Origin of the sequence: Chryseobacterium sp. CBSDS_008 (assembly GCF_049959325.1) — a bacterium.
In the GTDB taxonomy this organism is placed as follows: Bacteria; Bacteroidota; Bacteroidia; order Flavobacteriales; family Weeksellaceae; genus Chryseobacterium.
In genome coordinates this window covers 4,437,303-4,463,209 of record NZ_CP188202.1, presented here as the reverse complement: position 1 = coordinate 4,463,209, position 25,907 = coordinate 4,437,303, and the positions used below count along the sequence as shown (strand labels likewise).

The 25,907-nt window shown below is 37.6% G+C and carries 19 protein-coding genes; 6 read left to right on the top strand and 13 right to left on the bottom strand.

All coding sequences use genetic code 11. The annotated features are described in order from the left end of the window. Nucleotides 1-7: 7 nt before the first annotated feature. The 11 genes from ACP3T3_RS20180 to dinB form a co-directional block, all read right to left on the bottom strand. Entirely contained in the window at nucleotides 8-1,363 is a 1,356-nt protein-coding gene (locus ACP3T3_RS20180; RefSeq protein WP_426477513.1) for a RagB/SusD family nutrient uptake outer membrane protein, read from the bottom strand. A 9-nt stretch (nucleotides 1,364-1,372) separates the two neighbouring features. Further along, the gene (locus ACP3T3_RS20175; RefSeq protein ID WP_426477512.1) at nucleotides 1,373-4,909 is read right to left on the bottom strand and encodes a SusC/RagA family TonB-linked outer membrane protein; all 3,537 of its coding nucleotides are present in this window, start codon (nucleotides 4,907-4,909) and stop codon (nucleotides 1,373-1,375) included. 116 nt (nucleotides 4,910-5,025) lie between these two features. After that, on the bottom strand, nucleotides 5,026-6,204 hold the full coding sequence (locus tag ACP3T3_RS20170) for a FecR family protein (RefSeq protein WP_426477511.1): 1,179 nt from the start codon (nucleotides 6,202-6,204) through the stop codon (nucleotides 5,026-5,028). 52 nt (nucleotides 6,205-6,256) lie between these two features. Further along, entirely contained in the window at nucleotides 6,257-6,841 is a 585-nt protein-coding gene (locus tag ACP3T3_RS20165) for a sigma-70 family RNA polymerase sigma factor (RefSeq protein ID WP_426477510.1), read from the bottom strand. Between the two features lie 116 nt (nucleotides 6,842-6,957). Then, nucleotides 6,958-7,833 carry a TraB/GumN family protein gene (locus tag ACP3T3_RS20160; protein WP_426477509.1) on the bottom strand — a complete coding sequence of 292 codons (876 nt, stop codon included), beginning with the start codon at nucleotides 7,831-7,833 and terminating at the stop codon, nucleotides 6,958-6,960. A gap of 102 nt (nucleotides 7,834-7,935) precedes the next feature. Next, nucleotides 7,936-8,322, bottom strand: coding sequence for a hypothetical protein (locus ACP3T3_RS20155; RefSeq protein ID WP_426477508.1), 387 nt, complete (start codon nucleotides 8,320-8,322; stop codon nucleotides 7,936-7,938). A gap of 99 nt (nucleotides 8,323-8,421) precedes the next feature. Further along, complete coding sequence (locus ACP3T3_RS20150) at nucleotides 8,422-9,087, bottom strand: response regulator (protein ID WP_426477507.1); 666 nt, start codon at nucleotides 9,085-9,087, stop codon at nucleotides 8,422-8,424. Further along, complete coding sequence (locus ACP3T3_RS20145; RefSeq protein WP_426477506.1) at nucleotides 9,062-9,841, bottom strand: sensor histidine kinase; 780 nt, start codon at nucleotides 9,839-9,841, stop codon at nucleotides 9,062-9,064. The genes ACP3T3_RS20150 and ACP3T3_RS20145 overlap by 26 nt, the downstream gene beginning before the upstream one ends. Nucleotides 9,842-10,448: 607 nt before the next feature. Beyond that, entirely contained in the window at nucleotides 10,449-10,766 is a 318-nt protein-coding gene (locus ACP3T3_RS20140; protein WP_426477505.1) for a hypothetical protein, read from the bottom strand. Between the two features lie 140 nt (nucleotides 10,767-10,906). Beyond that, on the bottom strand, nucleotides 10,907-13,951 hold the full coding sequence (locus ACP3T3_RS20135; RefSeq protein ID WP_426477504.1) for a DNA polymerase III subunit alpha: 3,045 nt from the start codon (nucleotides 13,949-13,951) through the stop codon (nucleotides 10,907-10,909). A gap of 12 nt (nucleotides 13,952-13,963) precedes the next feature. Continuing rightward, nucleotides 13,964-15,112, bottom strand: a complete 1,149-nt coding sequence (gene dinB / locus ACP3T3_RS20130; RefSeq protein WP_426477503.1) for a DNA polymerase IV — start codon at nucleotides 15,110-15,112, stop codon at nucleotides 13,964-13,966. Nucleotides 15,113-15,192: 80 nt separating this feature from the next. Between dinB and ACP3T3_RS20125 the strand changes: the two genes are divergently transcribed. After that, a complete protein-coding gene (locus tag ACP3T3_RS20125) occupies nucleotides 15,193-15,975 on the top strand; it encodes an XRE family transcriptional regulator (RefSeq protein ID WP_426477502.1) in 783 nt (260 codons plus the stop codon). 75 nt (nucleotides 15,976-16,050) lie between these two features. On the opposite strand, the gene ACP3T3_RS20120 is transcribed toward ACP3T3_RS20125, so the two are convergent. Then, nucleotides 16,051-16,380 (bottom strand): hypothetical protein, encoded by a 330-nt coding sequence (locus ACP3T3_RS20120; protein ID WP_426477501.1) that lies wholly within the window; start codon nucleotides 16,378-16,380, stop codon nucleotides 16,051-16,053. A gap of 669 nt (nucleotides 16,381-17,049) precedes the next feature. Here ACP3T3_RS20120 and ACP3T3_RS20115 point away from each other — a divergent pair. From ACP3T3_RS20115 to ACP3T3_RS20095, 5 genes are all read left to right on the top strand, one after another. After that, nucleotides 17,050-17,574 (top strand): RNA polymerase sigma factor, encoded by a 525-nt coding sequence (locus ACP3T3_RS20115; protein ID WP_426477500.1) that lies wholly within the window; start codon nucleotides 17,050-17,052, stop codon nucleotides 17,572-17,574. Nucleotides 17,575-17,667: 93 nt separating this feature from the next. Next, nucleotides 17,668-18,498, top strand: a complete 831-nt coding sequence (locus tag ACP3T3_RS20110; protein ID WP_426477499.1) for a FecR family protein — start codon at nucleotides 17,668-17,670, stop codon at nucleotides 18,496-18,498. Nucleotides 18,499-18,646: 148 nt separating this feature from the next. Beyond that, nucleotides 18,647-21,736 carry a SusC/RagA family TonB-linked outer membrane protein gene (locus tag ACP3T3_RS20105; RefSeq protein WP_426477498.1) on the top strand — a complete coding sequence of 1,030 codons (3,090 nt, stop codon included), beginning with the start codon at nucleotides 18,647-18,649 and terminating at the stop codon, nucleotides 21,734-21,736. 10 nt (nucleotides 21,737-21,746) lie between these two features. Then, nucleotides 21,747-23,108, top strand: coding sequence for a RagB/SusD family nutrient uptake outer membrane protein (locus ACP3T3_RS20100; RefSeq protein ID WP_426477497.1), 1,362 nt, complete (start codon nucleotides 21,747-21,749; stop codon nucleotides 23,106-23,108). Next, on the top strand, nucleotides 23,108-25,609 hold the full coding sequence (locus ACP3T3_RS20095; RefSeq protein WP_426477496.1) for an alpha/beta hydrolase family protein: 2,502 nt from the start codon (nucleotides 23,108-23,110) through the stop codon (nucleotides 25,607-25,609). Before ACP3T3_RS20100 ends, ACP3T3_RS20095 begins: the two co-directional genes overlap by 1 nt. Before the next feature lie 17 nt (nucleotides 25,610-25,626). Here ACP3T3_RS20095 and ACP3T3_RS20090 read toward each other — a convergent pair whose 3' ends face one another. Continuing rightward, the gene (locus ACP3T3_RS20090; protein ID WP_426477495.1) at nucleotides 25,627-25,884 is read right to left on the bottom strand and encodes a DUF6520 family protein; all 258 of its coding nucleotides are present in this window, start codon (nucleotides 25,882-25,884) and stop codon (nucleotides 25,627-25,629) included. Nucleotides 25,885-25,907: the final 23 nt, after the last annotated feature.

The window sequence follows — 25,907 nt, the reverse complement described above, 5'->3', positions numbered from 1 at the left end:
AGAAATTCTATTCAATTCCGGTGAAGCTTTGGATATATTGAGGGATTGGGAAAACGTATTTTGGATCATTTGGAGGCAATGTAAATATCTCATTGCCTATCTTTCTTACAAGCGTTTTTGCATATCGCACATCTATATTCATGCGTTTTAAATCCTGCCAACGAAGTCCTCTAGTAAGTAACTCTTTTCTCCTTTCCTTAATTACAATATCCAAAAGTTCCTTGGTGTCATTTGTGGAGATCGATTTAAACGTTCCACTTTTATACCTATTTTCGAGCAACAGTTTGAGTGCGTTTTTTGCGTCTGACGTTTTATTTAACCGAGCGCTACACTCTGCTTTAATCAAAAGTATCTCGTCAGTTGCGGTTGCAGTAAACAATTGACCGCCTTGATAACTACCACGAAAAGAAGGTTTACCATCAGTATTGGTTTTAAAATAAAGTGTCCTACGGAGATCATTTTCGTCATACATATTGAAAAGTTCAGTGCTGATTCTCCCAACATAAAAATTTTCAGATTCTCTCCTTATTATTCCGATTATATGCATCTCTTTTGTAGATAGATTTAAAAATGGTCTACTTGGTGAGCCATCTACATTATTATAATTTTCGATGTAACTGTGATATTTGTAACTGGAGTCCGAAGCACTGAGAGCCTCGGTATAATTATTTGTAAATAAATAAGTCCTTGCTAGTAAACCAAAAGCGCCACCCTTTGCAATAAATGTTTGACTACTCTGTGCGATAGGAAGTAACGTAGCTGCCTGTTTAAGATCTGAAATAATCACTGAATAGGTGTTTTCGAGAGATGCTCTTACGATTTTTTCGCTAATATCCGAAGTAAGCTTAAGCGGTATCCCCAAATCTTGAGATGCACTGCCCTTTTCATAATATTTACAAAAGGTCGTGGCAAGATTAAGATGTTGTTTCGCCCTGTGATAAAGGGCTGTTCCTTTAATCCTATCAAATTGCAACTTATTATTTTCATTCCGTTGGATTTTCGTAAGTCCTTCTAACACGATATTCGAAATCTGAATTGCAGAATAAGCCAAATCCCACTCGTCGTATTCTTTATTTCCATACTTAGGAATTTCCATAGATTTCCAGCTTATCATATCCCGATCAACGCCGTAGTACAGTGAATTGAATTGATCTAGTGTAAATTCGTAATCGTCACACGCTGTCTCAGAAGTTCCTCGTCCATCAAGACGCAGAAAATCAGTATTTAGCAAAAGATCCAAATCGTTCAATGTTGTAGGAACAATCAGCTTGATATTTTGCTTCTCTTCTAACCACTCCTTACTACACGCTGATATAACCATAGTAACAAGTAATATAAATGATATTTTTATTAAAAACTTCATCTTTAATATCTATAAAGTACAGTTAAGTCCCAAAGCTATTGTCCGAATAGGTCTGGAGAATGGAAAATCTGGGTCAAGATTCTCCTTGGTTGCTTTCCATAATAATGCTACATTATTGATGTAAGCAAACATGTTCAGACTTCTGATCCGCAGATTTCGAAGTATTTCCGGTTTAAATGTATATCCTAGTCGAATATCTTGCATTCTAATATGGTCGCCCTTGCTTACTAAGACTGAAGAGTTTTTAAAATAAGTATCTGCTAGGATATTAGCGGGGTATGTCATTGCAGGAATATTAGTTACATTTTCGTCACCAGGCTTCTGCCAGCGATCATAGAAATCACCATGACTATTGTAGTTATTGTATAAGCTAGAATACATTATCGAATTGCGTCTAAAGTAATAGTCAAAACGATAGGTAATGTTAAAAGTTAAATCGACACATTTATATCGTACTGTATTTCGTAATGCCCCAAAATATTTGGGTAACATTGTCCCGTGATAAACAAGATTTCTTTCAGGATCATTCGTTAAATTCTGCACCATTTCATTATAGGATGAAGAAGGTTGTCCATTCAATAAACCCTGTGGTTGACCATTTAGAGGATCTAGCCCAGCCCAAGGATAAGAATAGATACTAAAGAGCGGTTTGCCAACAACAGGCGTATAACTTGTCGACTGACGGTAAGCAGTAGTATATGCATCCTGTACAAAATTTGCTAAATTAGTTTGCTTTTGATACTTAACGATTTCATCCGTGGCATAGGAGAAAATTACAGTACTTTTCCAATTAAAATTTTCCGATCGAATGTTTTCTGAATTCAATTCAATATCAATACCCTTACCTTTCATATTTGCCACATTTCCGCGAAAACTTGTAAAGCCGGAAGTCGGATCAATTTCACCATTACCAATTAAATCAGTTCCCTTTCTATTAAAATATTCTGTGCTGCCGGTTAATCTTTGGTTTTTCAAACTAAAATCCAGCCCAATATTCACCATACGGTTCTTCTCCCATCTTAGATCTTTGTTTGGTGGATTTAATAGATAAGCATTGGGTAACCGGTTGAAACTGTTATAAGAAATTTTAGCAGTCGTAAATGCAGTAACTGACTTGTCAGTGTTTCCACTATATCCAAATGTTGATCGTAAACTTAATTCAGACAACCAATTAATGTTAAAGAATTTCTCTTTATGAATATTCCATTTTACTCCTGACGACCATAATGGAACAGATTTCTGATTTGTATTTACACCAAAAATATTTGATTGGTCTATTCGAGCACTAAGTGATAATATGTACCGAAGATCATAATTATAAGCTCCAGTAAAATAATAAGATCGCAGCCTGTCTAAAGTCTGATTGTAATCCGTCAAATTAGGAATTTTTTGGGTATAACCTTTTCCATAAATAGTAAAGTCTCCTAATAAATCAACAGCAATGCTTGATCCCACTTTGGGATCAAAGCCATAAAGTCTATTTGAAACTGCATTAGATTTTACCTCCCGAACTTCAAAACCTACAATCGCATTCACCTGATGCTTTCTCCACTTTTGATCGTAATTCACCTGAAATCTACCATTTAAGGCACTCAATTCAGAATTCGCATTGTCAAGTATCCCACCAAGTGGAATATTTCTTATCAAAGCTCTATCATTAATTGAAGTGTATTGGTTAATTTGATTACGAGTGATGTAGCTTTCTTGGTCATTATAAGATCTCTGCTTTCCTAATTGATTCTCCCATTGAAATCTTGCGTCCGCTGACAATTGGGGTAAAAAGGTATACTTAATTGCAGTATTTAGACGAAATTCACTTTGGTTAAAATGATTATCCTGATATTTGAGTTCATCTAATGGTCTAAAATTCCAATCCAGCAAGCCGTTATTTAATGCATTATATTTTAAAACGTTACTATAATCCATCGTTATTAATTCTGGATTACCATAATCATCTGCAAGTCGTGCATAGGGATACATCTTCTCCTGCCCCATGTTGGATAGCATGGAAATAACATTGGAAGTTGTTTGATTACTCTGCATGTAACTCACCCCCGCTGAAAACTCTAAGTTTTCAATGGGACGAAATACCTGATTACTATTTAGGCTTATCCGGTTAAAGCCACTTCCTTTATCTGAATTTCGATTTTTGTCAAATCCTGATGAAAAATAATAGGTGTATTTATTTGAACCTCCGTTTAGATTTAGGGCATATTGTTGTTTCACATTCTGTTGATAAAGATATTTGCTCATATCTTGTCGCAGATCTCCGCTCCGAAGAGCGTCAATTTGTGCATTTGCCTGTTGCTCTGTAAGTAGGCCGTTTTTCTGATCATTAAGAATGCTGACAACGGGAGAATATGGTCGATTGTCAGCAGTATTACTGATAATTGTATTGTAAAAGCCTTTTTCAAAAAGCATTTTTTCAATATCAATGAAATCAGTTGGTTTGATCTGTGGTATATAGTTCAGATCTGGTTTCTGCCCTATCGTAACATTAGCTGTAAAACCAATATTCATCGGTTGGTCTGCTCGTCCTTTTTTAGTCTTAATGACGATCACACCATTACCAGCACGAACTCCCCAGATCGAGGCGGCAGCAGCATCTTTCAGAATGTCGATATCCTCAATATCATTCGGATTGATGTTGTTGATGTCACCCTCATAAGGAAAGTTGTCAACGACGATCAACGGCTGGTCATTGCCGAAGATCGTAGCCTGTCCCCTGATGGTTAACTTTGGGCTGCCTGATCTTTCATCAAATAAAATAGAGGGCGCTATCCCTTTTAGTCTACTGATGACATCCGTTGAAACCTGACGGTTAAAAGTCGCATTATCTACCTTGGAAAAAGATCCCGTAGCTCTTTCCTTCGGGATAGATTGATATCCACTGGCAACAACGGATACCTCATCAATTACATTACTATTGGTTGTAAGCGTTATGCGATCTATATATTTAGCTGATACCGATATTGTTGCATACCCTAAAAAGGTGATCTGTAACTCGGATTCTGAATAATCCGAAGGCAATTCAAAATTGCCGTCACTATCGGAGTTGGTCACAAAACTGCTTCCTTTAACCTGAATAGTTGCCCCAGCTAATGGATTGCCCTTCTCATCAACGATCTTGCCTTTTATGGTTTCCTTTTTTTTTGGATTAGCGGTATTCGTGGTTTTGCGCTCCTTCAAAATGATGATGCCGTCAGCAATTTCGTATACGATTGGTTGGTTCGAAAACAAGGTTCGCAGGGTCTCTTCTATTGAGGCATTTTTCAGATTTACAGTAATGGGTCCTACTTTTTTTAGTAGTTCCTCATTATAAGCAAAATCATATTTAGTCGCTTTCCGAATTTCTGAAATTGCGGTTGACAGGGGCGCTTTTTGCAGGGAAAGGCTGATCTGTTGAGCCTTTACTGCTGTACCACTGGCGAGAAGCATAAAGAACAGCGTGCTCTTTATGCCAACGCGCAGAAGTTTTCTCCTGTGGGAAAATACATCCACCCAGGGCGGAATGTTTTCCTTGTTGGAAAAATGATGTTTTTTCATAGATTTGTGTAGGGTTTGTTTATTTTCAGTTTGTCCAAAACTTTTATAGAGACCCAATTGCCGGAGTGTTCGCGCACTCCGGCTTTAATCAGGCCAACATATGAAACTAGAAATCGTTATTTCTTAATCTGAATCCTCCTTCCTTTCGATAGATTAATTTGTAAATCCGTAATCTTCTCAAGCGCATATAGCACGCTGGATAGTTTCTTTTCTCTGGAAATGGTACCATTAACTTTTATATTCGGAATGTTGCTGTAATCAACGTCAATATCATACCACCGTTCGAGCTGGCGTAGTACCTCCCGGAGATTGGTTCCTTTGAACTGAAATTCATTGGCTGTCCATGCTATAAAAGATTCGGTATCAATAGAATTCACGACATAACCGTCACTTGCTAAACTTGCTTGCTGGCCGGGGTTAAGTGTCACCGTAGACTTATCACGGCTGCTTATTAATTCTACACGTCCAGTGACTAACGTCGTCCTGATCGTAGGTTCGTTGGAATAACTGTTAATATTGAACTTTGTCCCAAGGACTTTAACCTGCTGGCCATTGGATGCAACAATAAAAGGCTTTGTCTTATCGAGTGCAACCTCAAAATACCCTTCCCCCTGTAATTCCACGTAACGTGTCTGATCTGTGAATTTCGTGGGATATCGTAAAGAAGATTCCGCGTTTAACCAAACTGTAGTGCCGTCCGGTAAGGTTACTTTATATTGTCCCTTACGTGGTGTTGTAAGTGTTGCAAACTGTACTTTATTTGGCGATATGCTTGTACCATCCTGATAGGATGTGCCTTTCTCATCTATCTTAATTGCTTTCTTATCTCCTGAAAGGTTGACAACCTGACCATCTTCAAAGGTAAGTGTCGCTTTATCTGTGCCGGGAAGAATATCTCCTGATATCGTAGTCGTTGCTACTTCTGTTGGTAGAATCTTGTCTGACTGATAATATTTATAAAGCCAAAAGGAAATCGATATGGTAAAGAGAATTGCTGCTGCTGTTATTATTCTAAACCAGATACCCCTCGGTTCAGGCTTATCCAGCATTTTGTTGAACTTTGCGAGTTCATTTTCGGTCGTAGAACCTGATTCTTTTAGTTCAACAAGATCAGCAGCCAAAAGGTGTTGATCCAGCAGCTGTTGGAAAATAGCTCGATTGGCTTCACTTTCTTCTATCCAGTCTTCGAGGAACTCCTTGTCCCAAGGCTCAAGCTTTTGTCCGGTAATATACTTATGAAGTAATTCCGTGATCTCAAATCCATCGAACAAATTTTCCTCTTTCATGTTTCGCATTTAATATAGAAACAGGAAACTAATAGAGGTTGTCCAAAAGAAAATGAAAAAATTAGATATAAAATAATAAAAGTGCGATTCCTTTATTTGAAAGGGTCTTTTTGAGTATAGAAATAGCCCGTGCTTTCTGACTGTTCACAGTACTGACACTGATATCGAGTTCCTCGGAAATCTCTTTTGGTGTAGCTCCATCCATCAGTTTTTGCATAATGTTCCGACATTGTTCCGGTAAAAGCTCTATGGAATGGCTTAACTCCCGAAGTACTTCTGTATGGATTATCTTACTTAATATATTCTCTTCATCAAGTTCTTCGATGCCTTGGGTATACTTGTCCAATCGGTTTAACCGTACCTTCTCTTTCTCAATAACATTCAGGCATCTATTTTTTGTGGAAATGTACATAAATGCCTTTACGTTTGCATAGCTCTTAAAGGTTTCCCGTAACTCAAATGTTTTGAGCATAACATCAAGAACAACTTCCTGTGCACTGGCCTGATCAATATTGAAAAGTAGTCTGTTGGCAAAAAAGATTAATGCAGGATGATAGAGCTGGAAAATCGTATTCATTGCTCCCCTATCACCGCTTTGGAATTGTATTAGCAGTGCCTTTTCTTCGATCTCATGTCTGGATGTCATAATAAGGCTATTGATAGAAGAGTAAAGTTAAGTAATTTTAAATTTTTTAAAGAATTATTTTTTGAAAGTGAAATAAATGCATGGCCGAGCTGCACACAGGAAAGAAAATCAAATTATTAAGCTTTATCTTTTGACAAAGGGACCGGTGTTACGCTGTAGCCTTGTTTTCTTAGCTCACTTATGATCCCACAATCTCCAAAGAGATGCACCAGTCCAACTGCTATAAAAGCGTTATCACTTTCCAGAATAGTACCTAATTTTGGTAGCCAGGTTTTATTTCTGTTGATCACCATCGCATCGTTCCCGGCACACTTTATGCCAAATTGATAATCAAAGTTCATATCACCCAGATAGGTTTTAGAAATACGGCATAGCTGATTCCTGTTTTTCTTCTCCCGAAGGTTTTCGATCCGGGCACTAACTGCTTCTTTTGCATTTTTCCAATTAAGGTCTCTCTCGGAATTGATGGCGTTGAACTGGTCTGAATTTGTTTCTAGCCCTTCGGTCTTTATACCGCCAATTTTCGCCAGTGAAAGAAGGTAGTCATCTAAATGTTTCCACGTGTCAGTTTGCTTTGCAGTTTCACACACATCCAGTACGTACAGCTGCTCTAATTTTACGGCAAGCTCTGCAGGCGACAGCTTACGGACTGGTACGGTCCAATCTGAAGCGGCACTTTCTAAAAACTGGACATCTTTTTTATCCAGATTGTCCCGATATGAAAAATCGTCCGTACGCTTGTTCATGACATCTATAATCGTTGTCTTCTTATCTTCTACCGATTCAAAAACTGCAATTTTTGACTGCAATAACAGCTCTTTGATCTTTGACCTTTCATCAATAAAAGAATTTCCAACCTGATGCATAGTTCCGAGTAAATAAGAAATTTTACCTGTCCCTTCCTTTTCAACTTTCCAGAGTATTGTTTTTTGCGCATACATGTATTGGATATTAAAAAAAAGAATGACGAGCAGTACAAATCTTGAATTCATGATGAAATATTTTGATGATTAAATTTAAAGAAAAAACAATAATTAAAACGAAACTACATAGCCATAAGAAAAGCTGGAAACCACTGCCAGCTTTTTTGACACTTAAAATGTGAAACCTACAGATACGCTTGCGCCATACGTTACCGCCCCGGTTTGCGGGTTATAGTTCGTATTACCGCTTACGGAAACCGTAGTCTTCTTTCTGCTGTTACTTGCTAACGATGTTTCCGAGGGAATCGGCTCCATGGTAATCGGCTGACGGCCGATCACATTCGATGCCATCTGCCATCCCAGATAGTAGTTGAAATCTTCCGGCAACGCTTCGTAGTATGCTGCCTGTTCTTCGGTTAGCTTGAAATTCTCAAAAATCCAAGCTCTTGCATCCCTAGATAGGGAGACAGCCTGATTGATGAGTTCCCTATTGTCTAATTGATACAGTTCTTCCTGCTTAGCTTTAACGCCATCAGGAGTAAGTGGATATTGTGCCATGTCTTTAAAATTTTGAATTAGTTATTGTTTTTATAACCTCTATAGCTACAAATTACACTGTAAATTTATAGAGACCGTAAACTATAACCTATAGGTAAATTACCTATTTTTATCAAGATCTTTCAAGTCGATGATCTGATGGTGGATGCTGTATAAGATAGCGGACATCATCGTTTCAAATCCATATTTCTGCTGAATGTTCTGCTTATGCGCATTGATTGTTTTGGTACTTATAAACAACTTTTCAGCAATTTCTTTAGCTTTTAACCCCATTGCCGTCAATTCAATAATTTGAAGTTCTCTGGCAGTAAACACAATTTCTTTGTCTGCATCGAACTTAAAACTCGGATTCTTTTGGATCTCCTTTATGATCGACGTAAGATCTTTCTCAAAATAGAAACCATTGTCACGCATTTTCAAGATTGCATTTTCTAGCTCATTAGGTGGCGTGTTTTTGGTAAAGTATCCTTGTACTCCCATCTTCATTGCCTTTTTTATAGTTTCCATTTCATCCAGCTGCGTGAGAATTAAAATCTTAATTTCTGGATATTGCTCCTTTACTTTAATACCGATTTCAAATCCGTCCATCTCTGGCATCTGTAAATCAAGCAAAAGAATATCAGCCGATGTGGTTTCGAGCTTTTTTAACAGTTCAATGCCATTGCCTGCCTCGACGACAACGGTCATCTGATCAAAGGTCCCGATCAATAAACGCAGGCTCTTTCTGAATAAGGTATGGTCATCTGCTATTGCGATCCGTAACATTATAGTATATTTTAATTTTATTACCTGTAGCAGAAGGAACTTGTATCAGTTTTCCCCTGATCTGTGAAACTCGGGAAGTAATATTCTTTAATCCCATCCCCCCTGGTTCCCGTAGGCTTTTAAAAAAATCAAATGATTTTCCATTATCAACCATTTCAATAATAATCTGCCCTTGGTCATTAATGATCGAAAAATCTATATGGGTTGCGTCATTATGCTTGGTAATATTTGCCAATAACTCCTGAACAATGCGATATAGTTCATAAGAATCAGCGGCAGGGATTTCTATCGGTATGTGGTCATAACGCGCTGAAAAAGAAATGCGGTTCCATTTCCTGACCCTTTCAAAATAACTTTGCAAGGTAGGAACCAACCCCTGCGACTCCAACGTAGGAGGCATTAAGTTGTAGCTGATCCCCTGGATATTTTCGAGGGTACTGCTAAGGATAGTTTCTATTTCTTTAAACAGGGCGATTCGATCATCATTATCTTCCCTATTTTGTAAAATGGTAATGTAATTCTGCATGGCGTGCAGGTCCCCACTGATACCGTCATGTAAGTCAGAGGCTATTCTTTTCCGCTCCCTTTTCTCAGACTCCAACGAGATACGCAGTAAGTTCTCCGATTCTTTTCGCTTGATCTTAGCCACCTTATTACGGTGAAGCAGGACAAAAAGCACAACAGTCAGCACCGAAAGTAACATCACTGCCGTTCCGATCCAAAAGAAAAACTTAAATCCTATCTCATTTTCCATACCCCTAAAATTAATAGAATTCTCAAAATCAACGTAGCAACAATATTCACAAACCAATAGCCATATTTCCCAAACTCAAATAGAAATTCACTCGACAAAAACAGCAACAGCGTACTAGCAAAATAAATTGAAAAAGCAAGGACAAAATAGAATGCGGGCGTTTTCCAGAAATGCCCTTCTGGAACTTCGATCAAGCTTTTAAAGTAGCTGATGGAGAAAAGGAAAACGAAAAGCGAAGTAGAACAGCTGTTTATAGCCAGTGCAATAGCCTTGTTAGCACTATCCCAGTAAAAAAACGAAATGCAATATACAATGAGCCAAACAGCCAAAGATATCCTGAGACTTTTTCTATGTTTACCTTCGAACAATTGCAAGAAATAAAAATAAATGGCTGCAAATTCAAGCAGTGAGTACAGCTGAAACCAATAGTTCGTATTCAATCTTAAAACTATAGTCCCTATAAATTCATATAGTGTAGCAAGAGCCGTAAGCCATACAAAAGGAACAATACCGTGCCCCGTTGAAAATTGTTTTTTTTCAACAAATAAGATCAATAATGGTATCACTCCAATGAAGAGCGTTACAAAAAATAAAACCTGAGACAATATTATCGTTTTATCAAAGGTGTATCTTTAGGGCAGTCTGGTGGACATGGTGATAATCTTTCCACGATGACACCGTCTGTCATATCCTCCCCGTCCTTATCAACCCCAACCAGTACCAGGTTTGCTTGCCCTGTATCAATATCGTATCCATTGTAAATACGAACACCTACACAATTATCCTGCTGTAGAATAGCTTTGATTTTTTCTGCACCAACCGAAAAGGACTTAATTTGGAGGGGATTCTGCTCCTGAAAAGAATTTGTGAATTTGATGGCTTCATCTAATGAAATCACTTCTCCTGTATTGATATCTGGCTTCATAATTCATTATTGTTAGTAAGACACTAATTGTTTTTAGCAATTTACGTTTTTTAACTTATTCAAAAAATAAGATTTATAAAATTGTTTCTCGAAACAATAATTTACAATATTTTTTTTACAATATATATTTGTGTTTTTAATTACAGCTTTACACGTGGAAGCCCGATCTCATGCTCCTGAGGATAAGGCGCCCGAAAAGTCATACTTACGTCCTCCTTCATTCGCTCTTGTGTTTCATACCGTTTCTCTTCATCGTGCGCATAACGCGGATCAGGAATAAATGGCATTTTTGCCATTTTTGTAATGGTAATTGTAGGAACGTGAAAATCCACCTCAACTTTGCCTGCCAGCAAATAGCACCCCCCTCCTTGGAATGGGTATTTTTTAAGGCAATCCGCAAAATGTGCAGTGTCAAAATAATTACCCTCAACATCTATCCATGTACCGAAATACATATCACCCTTTTTAGTCGGGTTATGTTTTCGCGAAATCAGATACGCCAGCATCTTTACTTCTTTTTTGTGGTAATCTGCAAGATCTTTTGCCATTACACTTCCTCGATACTTTGTCTGTAACAAATCGAATGGTGTACAGGATACTGGAAAACTTAAAATCTCGATCTCGTCAAACGCATCCTCAAAAACATTGCGTTTTAGTACTGGGAATTTAAACTCCTTAATAGGTTCCTCAAATAAAGTCTCAAATCGACGTTCGGGTTTAAAGTCTCCAAGCAGAACCCTGGCTTTCAATAACAATTCATTCTTAGGTACACCGCTAAATCGGAAAGCACCAATGAAAATTAAAGTCTGCAAAGTCTCTATGCCGATTGGAATCCGTTTGATAAAGTCTTCCATAGACTTATAGTCGCCATTCTTTTTTCTTTCCTGAGGAATCAGCTGCGCGAGCTTGGATTCCACTTTTTCAAGGAGCATCAGCCCCAAATATATTTCATTACCATAGATTGTAGTCTCATATTCACTCTTGTTTACACAGGGATTTAATATCACTCCACCTGACATCCTTGCTTCGTGAATATAAACCTCCGTTCTATAAAATCCACCCATATTATTGATTGCTGACACCATAAACTCCAATGGATAATAGACTTTTAGATACAAACTCTGATAGCTTTCCACTGCATAGGATGCAGAATGTGCCTTACAGAACGAATACCCCGCAAAAGATTCAATCTGCCGATAAATTTCTTTGCTCAATTCCTCAGGATGCCCCTGGTTTCTGCAAGATGCAAAAAAATCATCTTTCACTTTTTGTAGTGCACTTAAAGACCTACCTTTTCCGCTCATTGCCCTTCGGAGAATATCACCATCTGCAGCAGATACACCTCCATAATATAGTGCAATTTTTATTACATCCTCTTGGTATACCATAATGCCGTAGGTCTCACCAAGCTGCTCTTCAAAAACTGGATGAAAATACTCAAATTTGTCAGGGTTATTATGTCGAAAAATGTACTCCTGCATCATACCAGACTGCGCAACACCAGGTCGTATAATGGATGAAGCTGCTACCAATACCTTATAATTATCACATTTTAATCTCCTAAGCAACGCCCTCATGGCGGGCGATTCAATGTAAAAGCAGCCTATTGTTCTACCTCTACTCAAAAATTCATTACATTTTTCTTCATTTTTAGAAATCGTAGTATCCTTAATATTTACCTTAATTCCTCTCTTTTCTTCTAGCAACTTAACCGTATCGTTGATTGTACCCAATCCTCTCTGTGATAGGATATCAAACTTTTCAAAACCGATCTCTTCGGCTACGTGCATGTCCCACTGTGCGATAGGAAATCCCTTTGGCGGCATTTCCAATGCCGTAAAGTTTGTCAGCGGTTCTTCGGATATAATAATCCCACAGGAATGCATACTTCGTTGGTTCGGAAATTTCTCGAGTAGCTTACCATACTTCTGCACCTGCTTTACAATATCATCACGAAATACTCGCTCGGGATATTTTGACAGTTCGTCCAGTTCCTCCTTTGGAAGCCCAAAAGCTTTACCGACCTCACGAGTAATTGATTTGTATTTAAATTCAACATTTGTTCCGCAGAATGCCACGAACTCCTTACCATAACGATTGAAAATGTAATCGAGGATAATATCACGTTCCTGCCAAGACCAATCGATATCGAAATCAGGTGGGCTCTTGCGGTTTTCATTTAAAAAACGTTCAAAATACAGATCAAGCTCTATTGGGCAGATATCAGTAATCCCAAGGGAGTAGGCCACAATACTGTTTGCTCCGCTCCCACGACCGATGTGCATAAAGCCCATACTGTTACTGTACCGGATAATATCCCAGGTAATTAGAAAGTAACCGCTAAAATTCAATTCATCAATTACTTTTAATTCTTTCTCAATCCGTGCTTTTGCTTGTGGGTGGTTTCTCCCGTATCGCCTTTCCAGTCCTGCATAGGCCAACCTTGTTAAAAGCACTAAATCATCCTTCTTTGAACCAGTATAAAATTTTCTATTACGTGGTGTCTCAAAGACAAAGTCAAAACTACACTGCGAAAGAATCGTCTTTGTATTATGGATAATTTGTGGATAATTCCTGTAAGCATCCAAGATTTCTTGGCAAGGCAGAAAATATTCGTTCTTGGAACAAACTTCATTATCCGACAATCTGGAAAGCAATTCATTATTATCAATAGCTCGTAAAATCCGATGAAGATTATACTCTTTTTTTGTGCTGAATGTCACTGGATGCAATACAACCATCCTGTGAATAAGCTTTTGATAATCTTTTTTAAACAGCATGTTTAATTCTTCGGCTCGTATTCCAATAAATTCGTTCGCTTTTAGATTTTGGGGTATATTACTGAGCGGATAGATCACAAAACAATTTTGAATATCAGGTTGTATTGGCAGATCTATACCATCGCAATTATAGGATGTCAAAATCCTATTCACAGCGCCGATTCCCGGAAATTCTTGTGCAATCACAATATAGAGCAACTTACTTTCTTTGCGGGCTTCGACCCCTACAATTGGTTTAATGCCTTTTTGTTCGCACTTTTTCTTGAATTCATAAATACCAGTAACTGTATTGATATCAGTAAGAACGAGCTCCTTAATCCCCAACGCCGAAGCCTGGGAAATAAGATCGTCTATGGAAAGTGTGCCATAGCGCAAACTGTGATATGAATGGCAATTCAAAAACATGGTTGTGTATTTTTAACGTAAGAAATTAAACCCTACGGCCCTGCCGACAGCATCTTTGCCGAAACGGTTCTTAATGTTATCCATCGCCTGATAAAGACTGATGAGTTCAGCGTTGTCTTCAAACAGATTCATCTGGTAACTTCCATGAACAAGATCGGTAAATCGTAAACCTACCAAACGGAGCCGCATACGTCTTGTATAAATCTTATCAAAAAGCTCCAGCGCAACGCGCGCCAATGTATGGTCAGAAGAGGTATAGCTCACACGACACTGTTTCGATTCTGTATCAAAGTTTGAGTATCTGATTTTGATCACTACAGTTGAAGTCAGCCATTTCTCCTGCCGAAGCTGGTGTGCCAGTTGCTCTGCCATTCCTGATATAAGACCTTTCACTTCAGCGATATCCATTGTATCGCTAGTGAACGTTCTTTCCTTGGAAATTGACTTTCTTTCAGAGTATGGGATTACAGGTGTTTCATCAATTCCATTGGCTTTCTTCCATAGATCAACTCCATTTTTGCCTATCATTTGTTGGAGCACTTCAATTGGCATTTCTGAAAGTGTGCCGATAGTCCTTATACCTACTCTTGAAAACAGTTGAAAAGTTGCGTTCCCGACCATTGGCATTTTTCTGATCGACAATGGATTTAAAAATGACTGAACACCAAATGAAGGTATCTCTCGATGTCCGTGTGGCTTTGACTCCCCAGTCCCGATCTTACTTACGGTTTTATTGGTAGATAGTGCATAACTGATAGGTAGACCCGTCTCTTTCTCAATCTTAGCTCCTAGTTCATTTGTCCACTTATATGTCCCGAAAAATTTATCCATGCCCGTAAGGTCTAAATAAAACTCATCGATAGATGCTTTCTCCATCACGGGAGCACTCTCTTCAATCACTTCAGTGACGGTATGGGACATTTTGCTGTATAATTCCATATCACCCTTGACAATCTTAGCTTGCGGACAGAGACGAAGTGCCATTTTCATCGGCATAGCTGATCTAACGCCAAAAGTTCGCGCTTCATAACTACAGGAAGAAACCACACCGCGGTCACCCCCACCAATGATCAATGGAATACCATTAAGCTGGGAATTTACAAGCCGCTCGCAGGACACAAAAAAGGTGTCCAGATCCATATGTACTATTGCACGTTTCATCTGTTTTACTAAATTATTTAGCAAAGTTGGTAAGTTTTATCACAATTTATATTACATTTGCTGTGATAAATAGTCACAAAATGTCAACACTCTCTATTCTAGCGGATAACATAAGGTATTTGCGACTTAAGCAAGTGCCTAATCTGTCACAAGAAAAAATCGCTGAGAAATTGATGATCTCCAGAGATTCATATGCGAAGTATGAAACTGCTAAATATACTCCGCCATTAGATGTATTGTTAGCAATTTCTCGCTACTACCATATCAGTACCGACTTATTATTGACGATTGATCTAAGAAAATATAAGCTTGAAGAAATGCTCAATCTCCCGGATAATAGGATCTTATTTCCTATTAAAACGGATTCATCGGGAGAAAACAAGATTGAAATAGTTCCTTACAAAGCCAAAATGGGCTACCTTAAAGGATATGCAGATCCTGAATACATAGAGGGGTTACAGACAATGTCTCTCCCGTTTCTAAGAAATGGGAAGTATAGGGCTTTTCCAGCAGAAGGTGATTCCATGCCTCCTTACCGTGATGGCACCTATGTTATCGGAGAATATGTAGAAAGTATTACTGATATAAAAGTGGGCAAAGTTTATCTCCTTATAACCCGCACCGATTTTATATTTAAGCGGATAGAAAGTGTCAACAAAAAGTCCATTACTGTGAAATCAAACGAAAGCTTCTATAAAAATTATGATATTCCGTTTACTGATTTATGGGAAATCTGGCAACACGCTGGTAGTTATTCACCGCAGGAATTAGAAATTATCGACTTTGCAAACGATGATGTAAAATCGTTATTATTGCAGTTAATGCAAGAGATAAAGGAATTAAAGGCCAGTATAAAGAACTGATGAATTAACTGTCGTAAAATATCTAACTCCTTATAAAACCAATCTGGAGACAAGCATATTTGCGAACGATTAAATTTAATTGTTATCAAGATGATCAATGATTTCGATCACTAATATATCATCGGTTTTTTTATGATACTTTGAAAGAAATAAATCTATTAACTTGCTTAGTGTCATTAACGAGCAGAGACGTTCATAAGTAATATTATCCACTGTTAGTAACTCTCCCATGCCTCTTTTGGATTTAAAAAGCTTATATTTTGTATCTGAACTAACAGAATGTTCTGCATAAATTATAATCTTATCATAATCTACGTTTGCGAGCTCCTCTCCTAATAAGAGATTCACTGAATCACGTCTGACAGCATTAATAATTTTTTCTAAACTATCTTTATTGCATTTCATAATTAATTTTATTCAATTAGGCTCAATATTTTCCAGCATCTTACCAAAAAGACCAAACACCACTTATTTACAGCAGCTTATCCAACTATTTCCTTAATTATTTGTGGATAGTTTATATTACCCATACCGAGAGTATAATAAATAAATTAAATTCGATCGTTTTTAATAGTCTTTCTAAGTTTATTTTAGCTTCGCTATAATACTCGAAACTCAACTATACTTGATTGTGCTACGACCTTGCTCTGATGTATTTTTTTGGAGAAACACAAAAGGCATGGAGCTAGGCGCACTATGTTAGAGAAAGGTACTGCGAGAACCCAAACCATATAGACAACGACCTAGCCCATGCCCATATTAGGAGGCACAGGCGTAAGTCTGTCAAATAGATGGTTTTCAAAAAAGTTCGCAGTTTTTTCTCTACCCAATGACAGCTTACGCTTTATTTCGATAAATTTTAGGGTGTAAATATATAAATATTTTTTAAACGAAATTTAATTTCACCATTAATAGATGTAATTGCTGAATCCTTACACAACTATTGCATAAATCCAATTCTACACAAAACTATGCAAACAATCTCGAGTTTAATTGCAAATGTATTACAAAAATTAATTAATTCAATAAAATATAGTTAAATTTGCAAAGCGAGACCTTCCGAAAAACCATTGAATGAACTTCTCTCCTAAACATATAACGGATGCTGAAGATATGTATAAATTGATTTATCATACATATCGCGAACGCATATTTGATTATATCAAGGGAAGAGTTAAAAATAGAAATGATATCCGTGACATCTCACAAAATGTATTTTTCCACTTATGGGAATATAAGGAAGTACTGGGAGGTCCAAATACCGAAAACATAATTTTTAAGACCTGTAAACAAGAAATTTCAAAGTTCTTCGCAGTACAACAAAAGCAAGCATTGAGAGATGATTATGGTATTCTTGATAAACCCGACGATTCCCTCGATCAGCTTGATGCTAAACTCCTTAGAGAAGAACAGCTGAAAGCAATGCAAGAAAGCATCGAGATGCTCTCTCCTTCAAGCAAGCGAATGTTTACGATGAATAAGCTCGAAGGTGTTACTCAGGGAAAAATCGCCGTCCAGCTTAATTTGCCAAAAAAAACTGTGCAAAAACAAATTTCTAAGGCCATGCTTTTTCTTAAAAACCTCCATAAAAACTCTTAAAATGAGTTAATCTTCGTTAAAAACAGTTAATTCTTGGTTCCAAAGAGGGGCTTTTTTTCATTTCCCAGCTAAATGTAATAAAGACCCTTTACTATGAACAATAAAGATCCATACATAGAACCCCTCACCTCTCAGGAGGCAGAAGAGGACTGGATAGCTATCATCTCACGCATAAGGGCTCATGAAGCCAAAAAGAGAAAAAGAAAAATTACCCGGTTCGCATCTGCAATAGCAGCCTCAATTCTACTGATAATCGGTTCTATTTTCACCTACAGAATGTATGTGTTACCCGATGTCTATTATGCTAAAGATAAAGATGTGGCAATAGACCTAAAAGATGGCTCCCATATCACGCTTTCCAAAGGTTCAAAATTGACTGTAGACAAATCCTTTCCTTCCGATACAAGGGACGTTTTTCTCGAAGGTAATGCGGTTTTTGAGGTCAGCAAATCTAAAATACATCCGTTTGTTGTACATGCCGGTTCCTATGAAGCCAAGGTTTTAGGAACTGTCTTCAAAGTTTCCCAATCAGGCAGTACTTTTAACGTCGATCTTTATGAAGGTAAAGTTCAGGTAAGCAACTCAGCAAGACCTAAAGAGGCTTATATCATACATCCAAAGGAAACATTTTCAAATATGGGTTCTAGCCAAGTTGCCACTGTAGCACCTACAACAAATAAAGAGCACAAAAATAAGAATATAGCTGCTACCTTAGCGTTTACGGACTTCTACTTATCAGATGCCATCGCAATAGTCGAAAGGACTTATGCAATAAAAATCAGATTTCCAGCAGATCGAGCATCTTCAAAAATATCTGTTTTGAGTCAAGAAGCAACTGCTGATGAACTCATCGAAAGGATTTCGATGCAATTAAACCTAAATATAAAAAAATCCAATGTTAACACTTTTGAATTGGAGGAGTAAACTCCGATCTGTGATTACTGCAGACAAAATCCCAGATATTTAACTGAAGCTAAGTTGGGCATAAAGCAGACCGACGGGTGCAACCGTCGGTCCTGTATCCAACTAATAAAACTAACGGAATTATTAATTTTTAAATACATGCAAAAATATGAAAATTTTATGCAGTGCCGCTGTATTTCTATTATTCGGCTGGCAGAAGCTACAGGCTCAACAGAATCTCTCGCAAATGAGGGTCAATTTTGAAATCGGTAAAACTCCTGCACCACAAGCAGTTGAAAAGTTTCTTACCGAGAATAATATACAGTTTAATTACTCGTCTGATGACCTGAAAAATCATACCGTTCAACCTTTAAAATGTAAGAACGAACCGGTTATTGATTGTTTGAAAAAGCTACTAAAAGATATACCGGTCGAAGCATTAATATTTAATAATAGCATCATTATTAGACCTAAAAAGAATAAGGCAATATCGTCTAGTGATGAAGAACCGCGAACTTCTATAGCAGAAACTGACACAATAAAAGAATCTTCAAACGTCCATACTATTGAGGAAGTAACACTTAACGCTGGATATTATAAAGTCGCCGACAAGGACAAGACTGGAAGTATTGCTAAAGTTTCAGCGAAGGATATTGAAAATCAGCCTGTGACAAACGTGCTATCTACTGTTCAGGGGCGAATGACCGGGGTCAATATTATTCAGAATAGCGGTGTGCCGGGAGCTGGATTTGAGATCCAGATACGAGGACAAAATAGCTTAAGAACAGGATCTTTTACGGAACAAAATGGTAATGTTCCTCTTTATGTTGTAGATGGTGTACCCTTCAGCGAAATAAGCCCTCAAAAATCTCAGATTTCCTCGACCATCATACCTGGAGGCAATATCAATCCACTCAATACAATTAATCCAAATGATATTGAAAGCATTGAAGTTCTAAAGGATGCGGATGCCACAGCGATCTATGGTTCTAGAGGAGCAAATGGTGTCGTACTGATCACCACAAAAAAAGGAAAATCCGGCAAAGTGCGCCTGAACTTCTCAACCAATTATGGAATAAGTGAGGCAATATCTAATCTTACATTGCTTAATAAAGATCAATATCTAAACATGCGCCGTACCGCTTATAGGAATGATGGTATCAACACTTACCCGTCAAATGCCTACGATGTAAATGGTGTGTGGGATCAGGGGAATGGAGTTGATTGGCAAAAAATCTTAATAGGTAAGAAAGCGACTATCAACAATACCCAACTGTCAGCAAATGGAGGGAGTAAAACAACAAGCTTTTTACTAAGTTTAGGCCATAACGAGCAGACAACCGTCTATGGGCAAGATTTTAAATATACTTCAAATAACTTTAGCTCAAATTTGTCGCATCGCTCAGAAGATAACCGATTTCAGATCAATGTTTCGAATCTGTTCACACAACAAAAAAACAACGTTATATATAGCGATTTGACAACTAGAGCATTTACACTGTCTCCTATTTCCCCTCAGCTTTACAACGCCGATGGTAGTTTGAACTGGGCAAATAATACGTTTACAAATCCACTGGCGGCTTATAATGCGTCGTATAACAATGATACAAAACTGTTCCAAACTAATTTAAACTCCGAATACAGGATTTTTAAAGATTTTAAAATCAAGGTTAACGCAGGACTTAATTATACAACGATTGATGAATTGGCGCTACAACCAAATACAATCTACAATCCAAACATTGGCAGTGGTCTTTCAAGTGCCAATTCACAGGCAAGGCAGAAAAAACAGGATATTTTCTCCTTTATCGTAGAACCACAGCTGAACTGGGCAAAAAACTGGGGCAAACATAACCTACAATTTCTTGTTGGAGGTACTTTTCAGAATATGGTAAGAGATACCGAAGAAGAACTGGGATTTGGTTTCGAAAGCAATCAGTTCATCAGCAATATTGCCGCCGCTAAAACGGTAATGATATTGGAAAATTCCAATATCGAATATAAATACGCTGCAATCTACGGTCGGCTAAATTATCAATTCAAGAATAAATATATTCTGAACTTAACAGGGAGAAGAGACGGTAGCAGCCGCTTCGGTCCCAATAACAGATTTGCTAATTTTGGGGCTGTAGGCGCAGCCTGGAATTTTTCAAAAGAAAACCTGTTTAAAAGTCTGAAATGGCTGAATACAGGTAAACTACGCGCGAGTTATGGATCAGCAGGGAGTGATAATATCGGCGATTTTCAATTCCTGAATAATTATGTCGTTTCATCATCCTTGATTTACAATAACACAACTGGTCTATCTCCCTCCCGTCTTTACAATCCAGATTATAGCTGGGAAATAACAAAAAAAATGGAAGCAGCTGTTGAATTAGGCTTTTTCAAAAATCGCTTAAATCTCAGCACTTCAGTATATCGTAACAGATCTTCCAGCCAGTTGGTGGGATATCAGCTTTCAGCAGTAACAGGTTTCTCCAGTGTTATGGCAAATCTCAATGCAACAATTGAAAACAGAGGGCTTGAAATAGAAATTACAGGTCGTCCGTTGTCTAAGGAAGACCTGCAGTGGGAATCAAATTTTAACATAAGTTTTCCCCGGAACAAGCTCTTATCATTTCCCGGTTTAGCAGGCTCATCCTATGCAAATCAATATGTAATAGGCCAACCTACGAATATTGTAAAATTATATCAGTTCGAAGGGATCGACCCCTCAACCGGCCAATATAAATTCAGGGATTTTAATGGTGACGGTAAAATATCCAGTCCTGAAGACAGGCAAGTTGTAGCTGATATTGGGGTCAAATTTTTTGGAGGATGGAGCAACAACTTCCATTATAAAAACTGGAATCTATCCGTTCTTTTCCAATTTGTTAAAAAGAAAGGGTGGAACTACAACTCCATCATGTCACTTCCGGGATCAATGAGCAATCAGCCCACACAAGTACTTGATGTTTGGTCACCAGAAAACCCCACAGGTTACTACATGCCGTACAGCACGTTGAATACGAATACACATAACCTGTTCCGTACAAGTACTGCTTCCGTTTCTGACGCTTCCTTCATTCGTTTAAAAAATATTCAACTTGCTTATACTCTGCCGTTAACCGAAGGAGTTTTTAAGGATGTGAAAATTTACTTTCAGGGACAGAACCTCTGGACATGGACAAAGTTCTTCGGTGTTGACCCTGAAGCCTTAACTTCCGGTTTTTTACCTCCACTACGAACATATTCTTTCGGAATCCAATTTAATCTTTAAATAAAACAAAATGAAAAAGATACATTTTATCATACTTATAATAATCGCAACGATAAATTCATCTTGCGATAAATTACTAGATGTAGATACTCCTGATAACCAAATCGATCAGAACAAAGTCTTTGAGGATGTGCAAACGGCTAATGCTGCCCTTGCCGCGCATTATGCTGATCTAATGAAAAGTTCCCCAATTGCGGGCGGCGATCTTGAGGCATATTTAAGTTCCTATACCGATGAACTTCGTAATTATACAACAATTAGCTCCGACAGCAGAGATATATTCCTGAATCTACATACCGATACCAACAGTATCGTGTTTAATACATGGGCAACAGCTTATAAGCACATTTATAGTGCTAATTCCATTTTGGAGGGTATCTCCGGTTCACATGGAATATCATCCAACGACAAAAATTGGTTTCGAGGTCAAGCTTTATTGACAAGAAGCATTATGTTCTATTATTTAAACCAACTTTATGGAGATATCCCATATCCTGAATCGACTGATTATAAAGCTAATAATATCATTGCAAAAACGAAATCGAATCTCGTCCTATCAAATTTAGAACGTGATCTTTTGGAAGTATCCTCTCTACTTCAAAATGAATATAAGGATTCGGAAAGAATATACCCGAACAGGTTCGTAGCAAAATTACTTCTCGCAAAAGTATATATGGCTGGCAAGAATTGGAATAAAGCAGAATTAGTTCTAAAGGAAATCGTCCAAAGCCCACTTTATCAGATAGAATCCGATATTACAAGGGTTTTCCAAAAATCAGGAAAACACGTTCTATGGCAGCTTAAACCCCACAATAATGCATCATTACAACAAGCAACAATTTACTATTTTACAAATTCATTACCCAATATATACGCAATTTCAGACTCGTTAATCAATACATTACAAGACAACGATCTTCGCAAACAAAACTGGATTGGCCGAGTAGAATTTAACGGTGTATCATACTATAGAGTCGAGAAGTACAAAAACCGAAATAATACCAATTCCAATGAATATTCAATTGTCTTTAGGCTTGAAGAAGCCATTCTTCTACTTGCTGAAGCACTTACGCAAGAAAATAAGATTAATGAAGCATTACCTTATGTGAATGTCACCAGACTGAGGGCACAACTTACTCCTCTGACGATGCCGATAACAAAAGATATACTGCTGCAAGAGATCTTACTGGAATATAAAAGAGAGTTTTTCGCGGAAATGGGACACCGATTTTTAGATTTGAAAAGGACAGGAAAACTAAACACATTACAGACGAATAAACCAAATTGGAAGGATTTCCATCTATTATGGCCTATACCTCAAAAAGAAATCCTTCTAAACGCCAACCTTAAACCTCAAAATACAGGATATTAATGTGGACAATATTAAAAATGCTGTTGCTATGTGCAGGTTGCCTTTGGGTTTCAGGGCAAAACCATACTGATACTTTAACAGCCTGGAAAGCTAAATTCACAAAATTGGGCGGTACTCCTAAACTGTCTCCCAAAGGTACATGGATAGCTATTAGCAAATTTTCCAGAAATGGTTCGGATACGACCTATATTGCTGAAGTTCGACAAGGAACAATAACACATAAATTGGCAGGATCTGCCACCTTTCTAAATGACCAGCTTATAATCGGCAAAAGCATGGGAAAAGTTGAAGTTCTAAATCTTGATAACGGAAATAAAATTGTACACGATAATATCAGCAATTTCTACGCATTAACAGCAATAAACCGGTATGCTCTTTTAACAGATGCCAAAACGATCGCTATTTATAACCCAAAAGGAAAAATAGACCAATTAGATAATGTGCAAGGATTTGGCATCAGTAAACAAAATAAATTATATGTGGTTCGGAAAAATGTTGACAACTATGAATTATGGGATCTCGCTGCGGAAAATATTCGTTGCATATATCGTACAGTCAATCGAATACGGAAAGCCGAACTTAGTATATCTGCTGACAAGCTTTTTATTACAGAAGAGATGAAAGACATAAAAAATGATTTACTTACAATCATTGATTGTACCGGAAATAACTTGAAGATCGAAATACCTAAACTATCAGAAATAACATTTACGGAAATTCAGAAAGGAAAATCATTTTTACTAAACGCCAGGGTAAAAAATACCGAAACTCCCTCGAAGGAGGTCGAAATATGGTATGGGAATGACGCATTTTTAGGGCAGGATAAACTGTACTTTAAAGCTTCATTCCAAAAGTTCTGGCTTTATGATCCACTGAAAAATTCTGTCAAGGAATTTAAGCTACCGAAGGGGCATGAAGTTAAGGTTCTCAACAGCAAAAGATATTTCCTATCCTATATACCCCGGAAAGACTTCAATTACCTAACTTCGAATCTCAGCCCTGAGGATCTTAATGATGTACATATCTATGATATAGTAACAGATTCATTACTCCCTATTGGCAATTTTAAGGCAGTAAGAAGGCTAAACCGTAGAAAGGTCTATAAAACAATTTTTGAGCAAGTTATTTCGTCGCCCGATGGAACTAAATTTCTTGCTAGCACAGATGGTCTTAAGTGGACTCTGTTTACAATTTCGGGGAAAGCAAAAAGTGTGATAGACAAAAATGGGTTGGAGCTACCCGTCTTCACGGAAAACGGCGGTGAAATCTTTTTCGAAAGTTCGGATGATCTATGGATTTATAACGTCAAAACGGGAAAACTTAGACCAATGAATATTGCAAGAGGGCAAATTACAAGGATAAAAAACCATATATATAAGAATGACAACCGTATTTTGAGCGCATCAATGCAAGAACCATTTTTGATCGAAGGTTATGATTTGTATAATAATACGACCTCCTACTACCGGATTGAAAAAGGAAAAGCTAAAACAGTTATTTCTTCGACAGATAATCGAATTAACCAAATTGTATTCGATCAAAAGCTTAAAAACTTCTACACCATAGAGGAGAACTTCAATACGCCGCCTTACTTGCATCACTACAATTCAGATACCACTGCAGAAAAGATATTGGACAATAACGCAGTCGATAAAAATGCCAAAAAGATCAAACAGGAAATTATCACTTTTGAGGCCGTTGGACAAAAACTAAATGGCATATTATATTATCCGACCGATTTTGATCCAAAACGAAAATATCCAATGATCGTTCACATCTACCAGAGACAACGGCAAGAGTCGAATGAATATCTTTCTCCCAACAATGACTTTCCAGTTGGATTCCAAATCCGGACATTGATCGAAAAGGGGTACTTTGTATTCCTACCAGATATTTTATACAATGAATCAGGGACAGGAATTTCAGCTTTAGAGTGCGTAAACCGCGGATTGGATCGCGTGCTACAAAACCCTAATATCAACTCATCAAAACTTGGGCTTGGCGGCCATTCACATGGCGGCTATGAAACCAATTTTATTGCCACTCATTCAAACCGTTTCGCCACATATGTTTCAGGTGCGGGAAACAGTGATATTATTCGATCATATTATTCCTATAATTATAACTTTATCAGCCCGTTTTATTGGCAGTTTGAAAGTGAACAGTATGAAATGGGAAAATCCGTTGCGGAAGACCAATCCTTATATCTCAAAAACAGCCCTATATTACATGTAGAGAAGGTTAATGCCCCGATACTCTTATGGGCTGGCAAAAAAGATGAAAACATTCAGTGGGATCAGGTAATGGAATTTTTTATCGGTTTAAAACGTTACAAAAAAAATGTGATCGCTTTGTTTTATCCAAATCAAAGCCATGCCTTTTTCAATGGAACACCTGCGGAAAAAGACCTTAGTTTAAGGATAATCCAATGGTGGGATTACCATTTAAAAGATGAGCGGAATATAGAATGGATCAATAAAATGGAAAAGGATGCCGACTAGGCATCCTTCCCTTTTTTTTACGGCTGACTTCTGTGCATTTCAGTTGAACATGTAGTTTCGTTCAACTTGAATTGATACAGTTGCACAGCACTGGAACCATCCAATGTACAGAGAAAAGAACCTGCATTATCGCAGTCTTGTTGTACTTGAACACATTGAGTTCCCTCAATACGGTAAGTAGGAATGACCTTGGATGCTTTACTTACCTGATTGCCAGCAAAAGCAGCTCCTATACCTACTACTACAGTAAGAACAGGAATAAGTAACTTTTTCATGCTATCATAATTTATTGGTTACT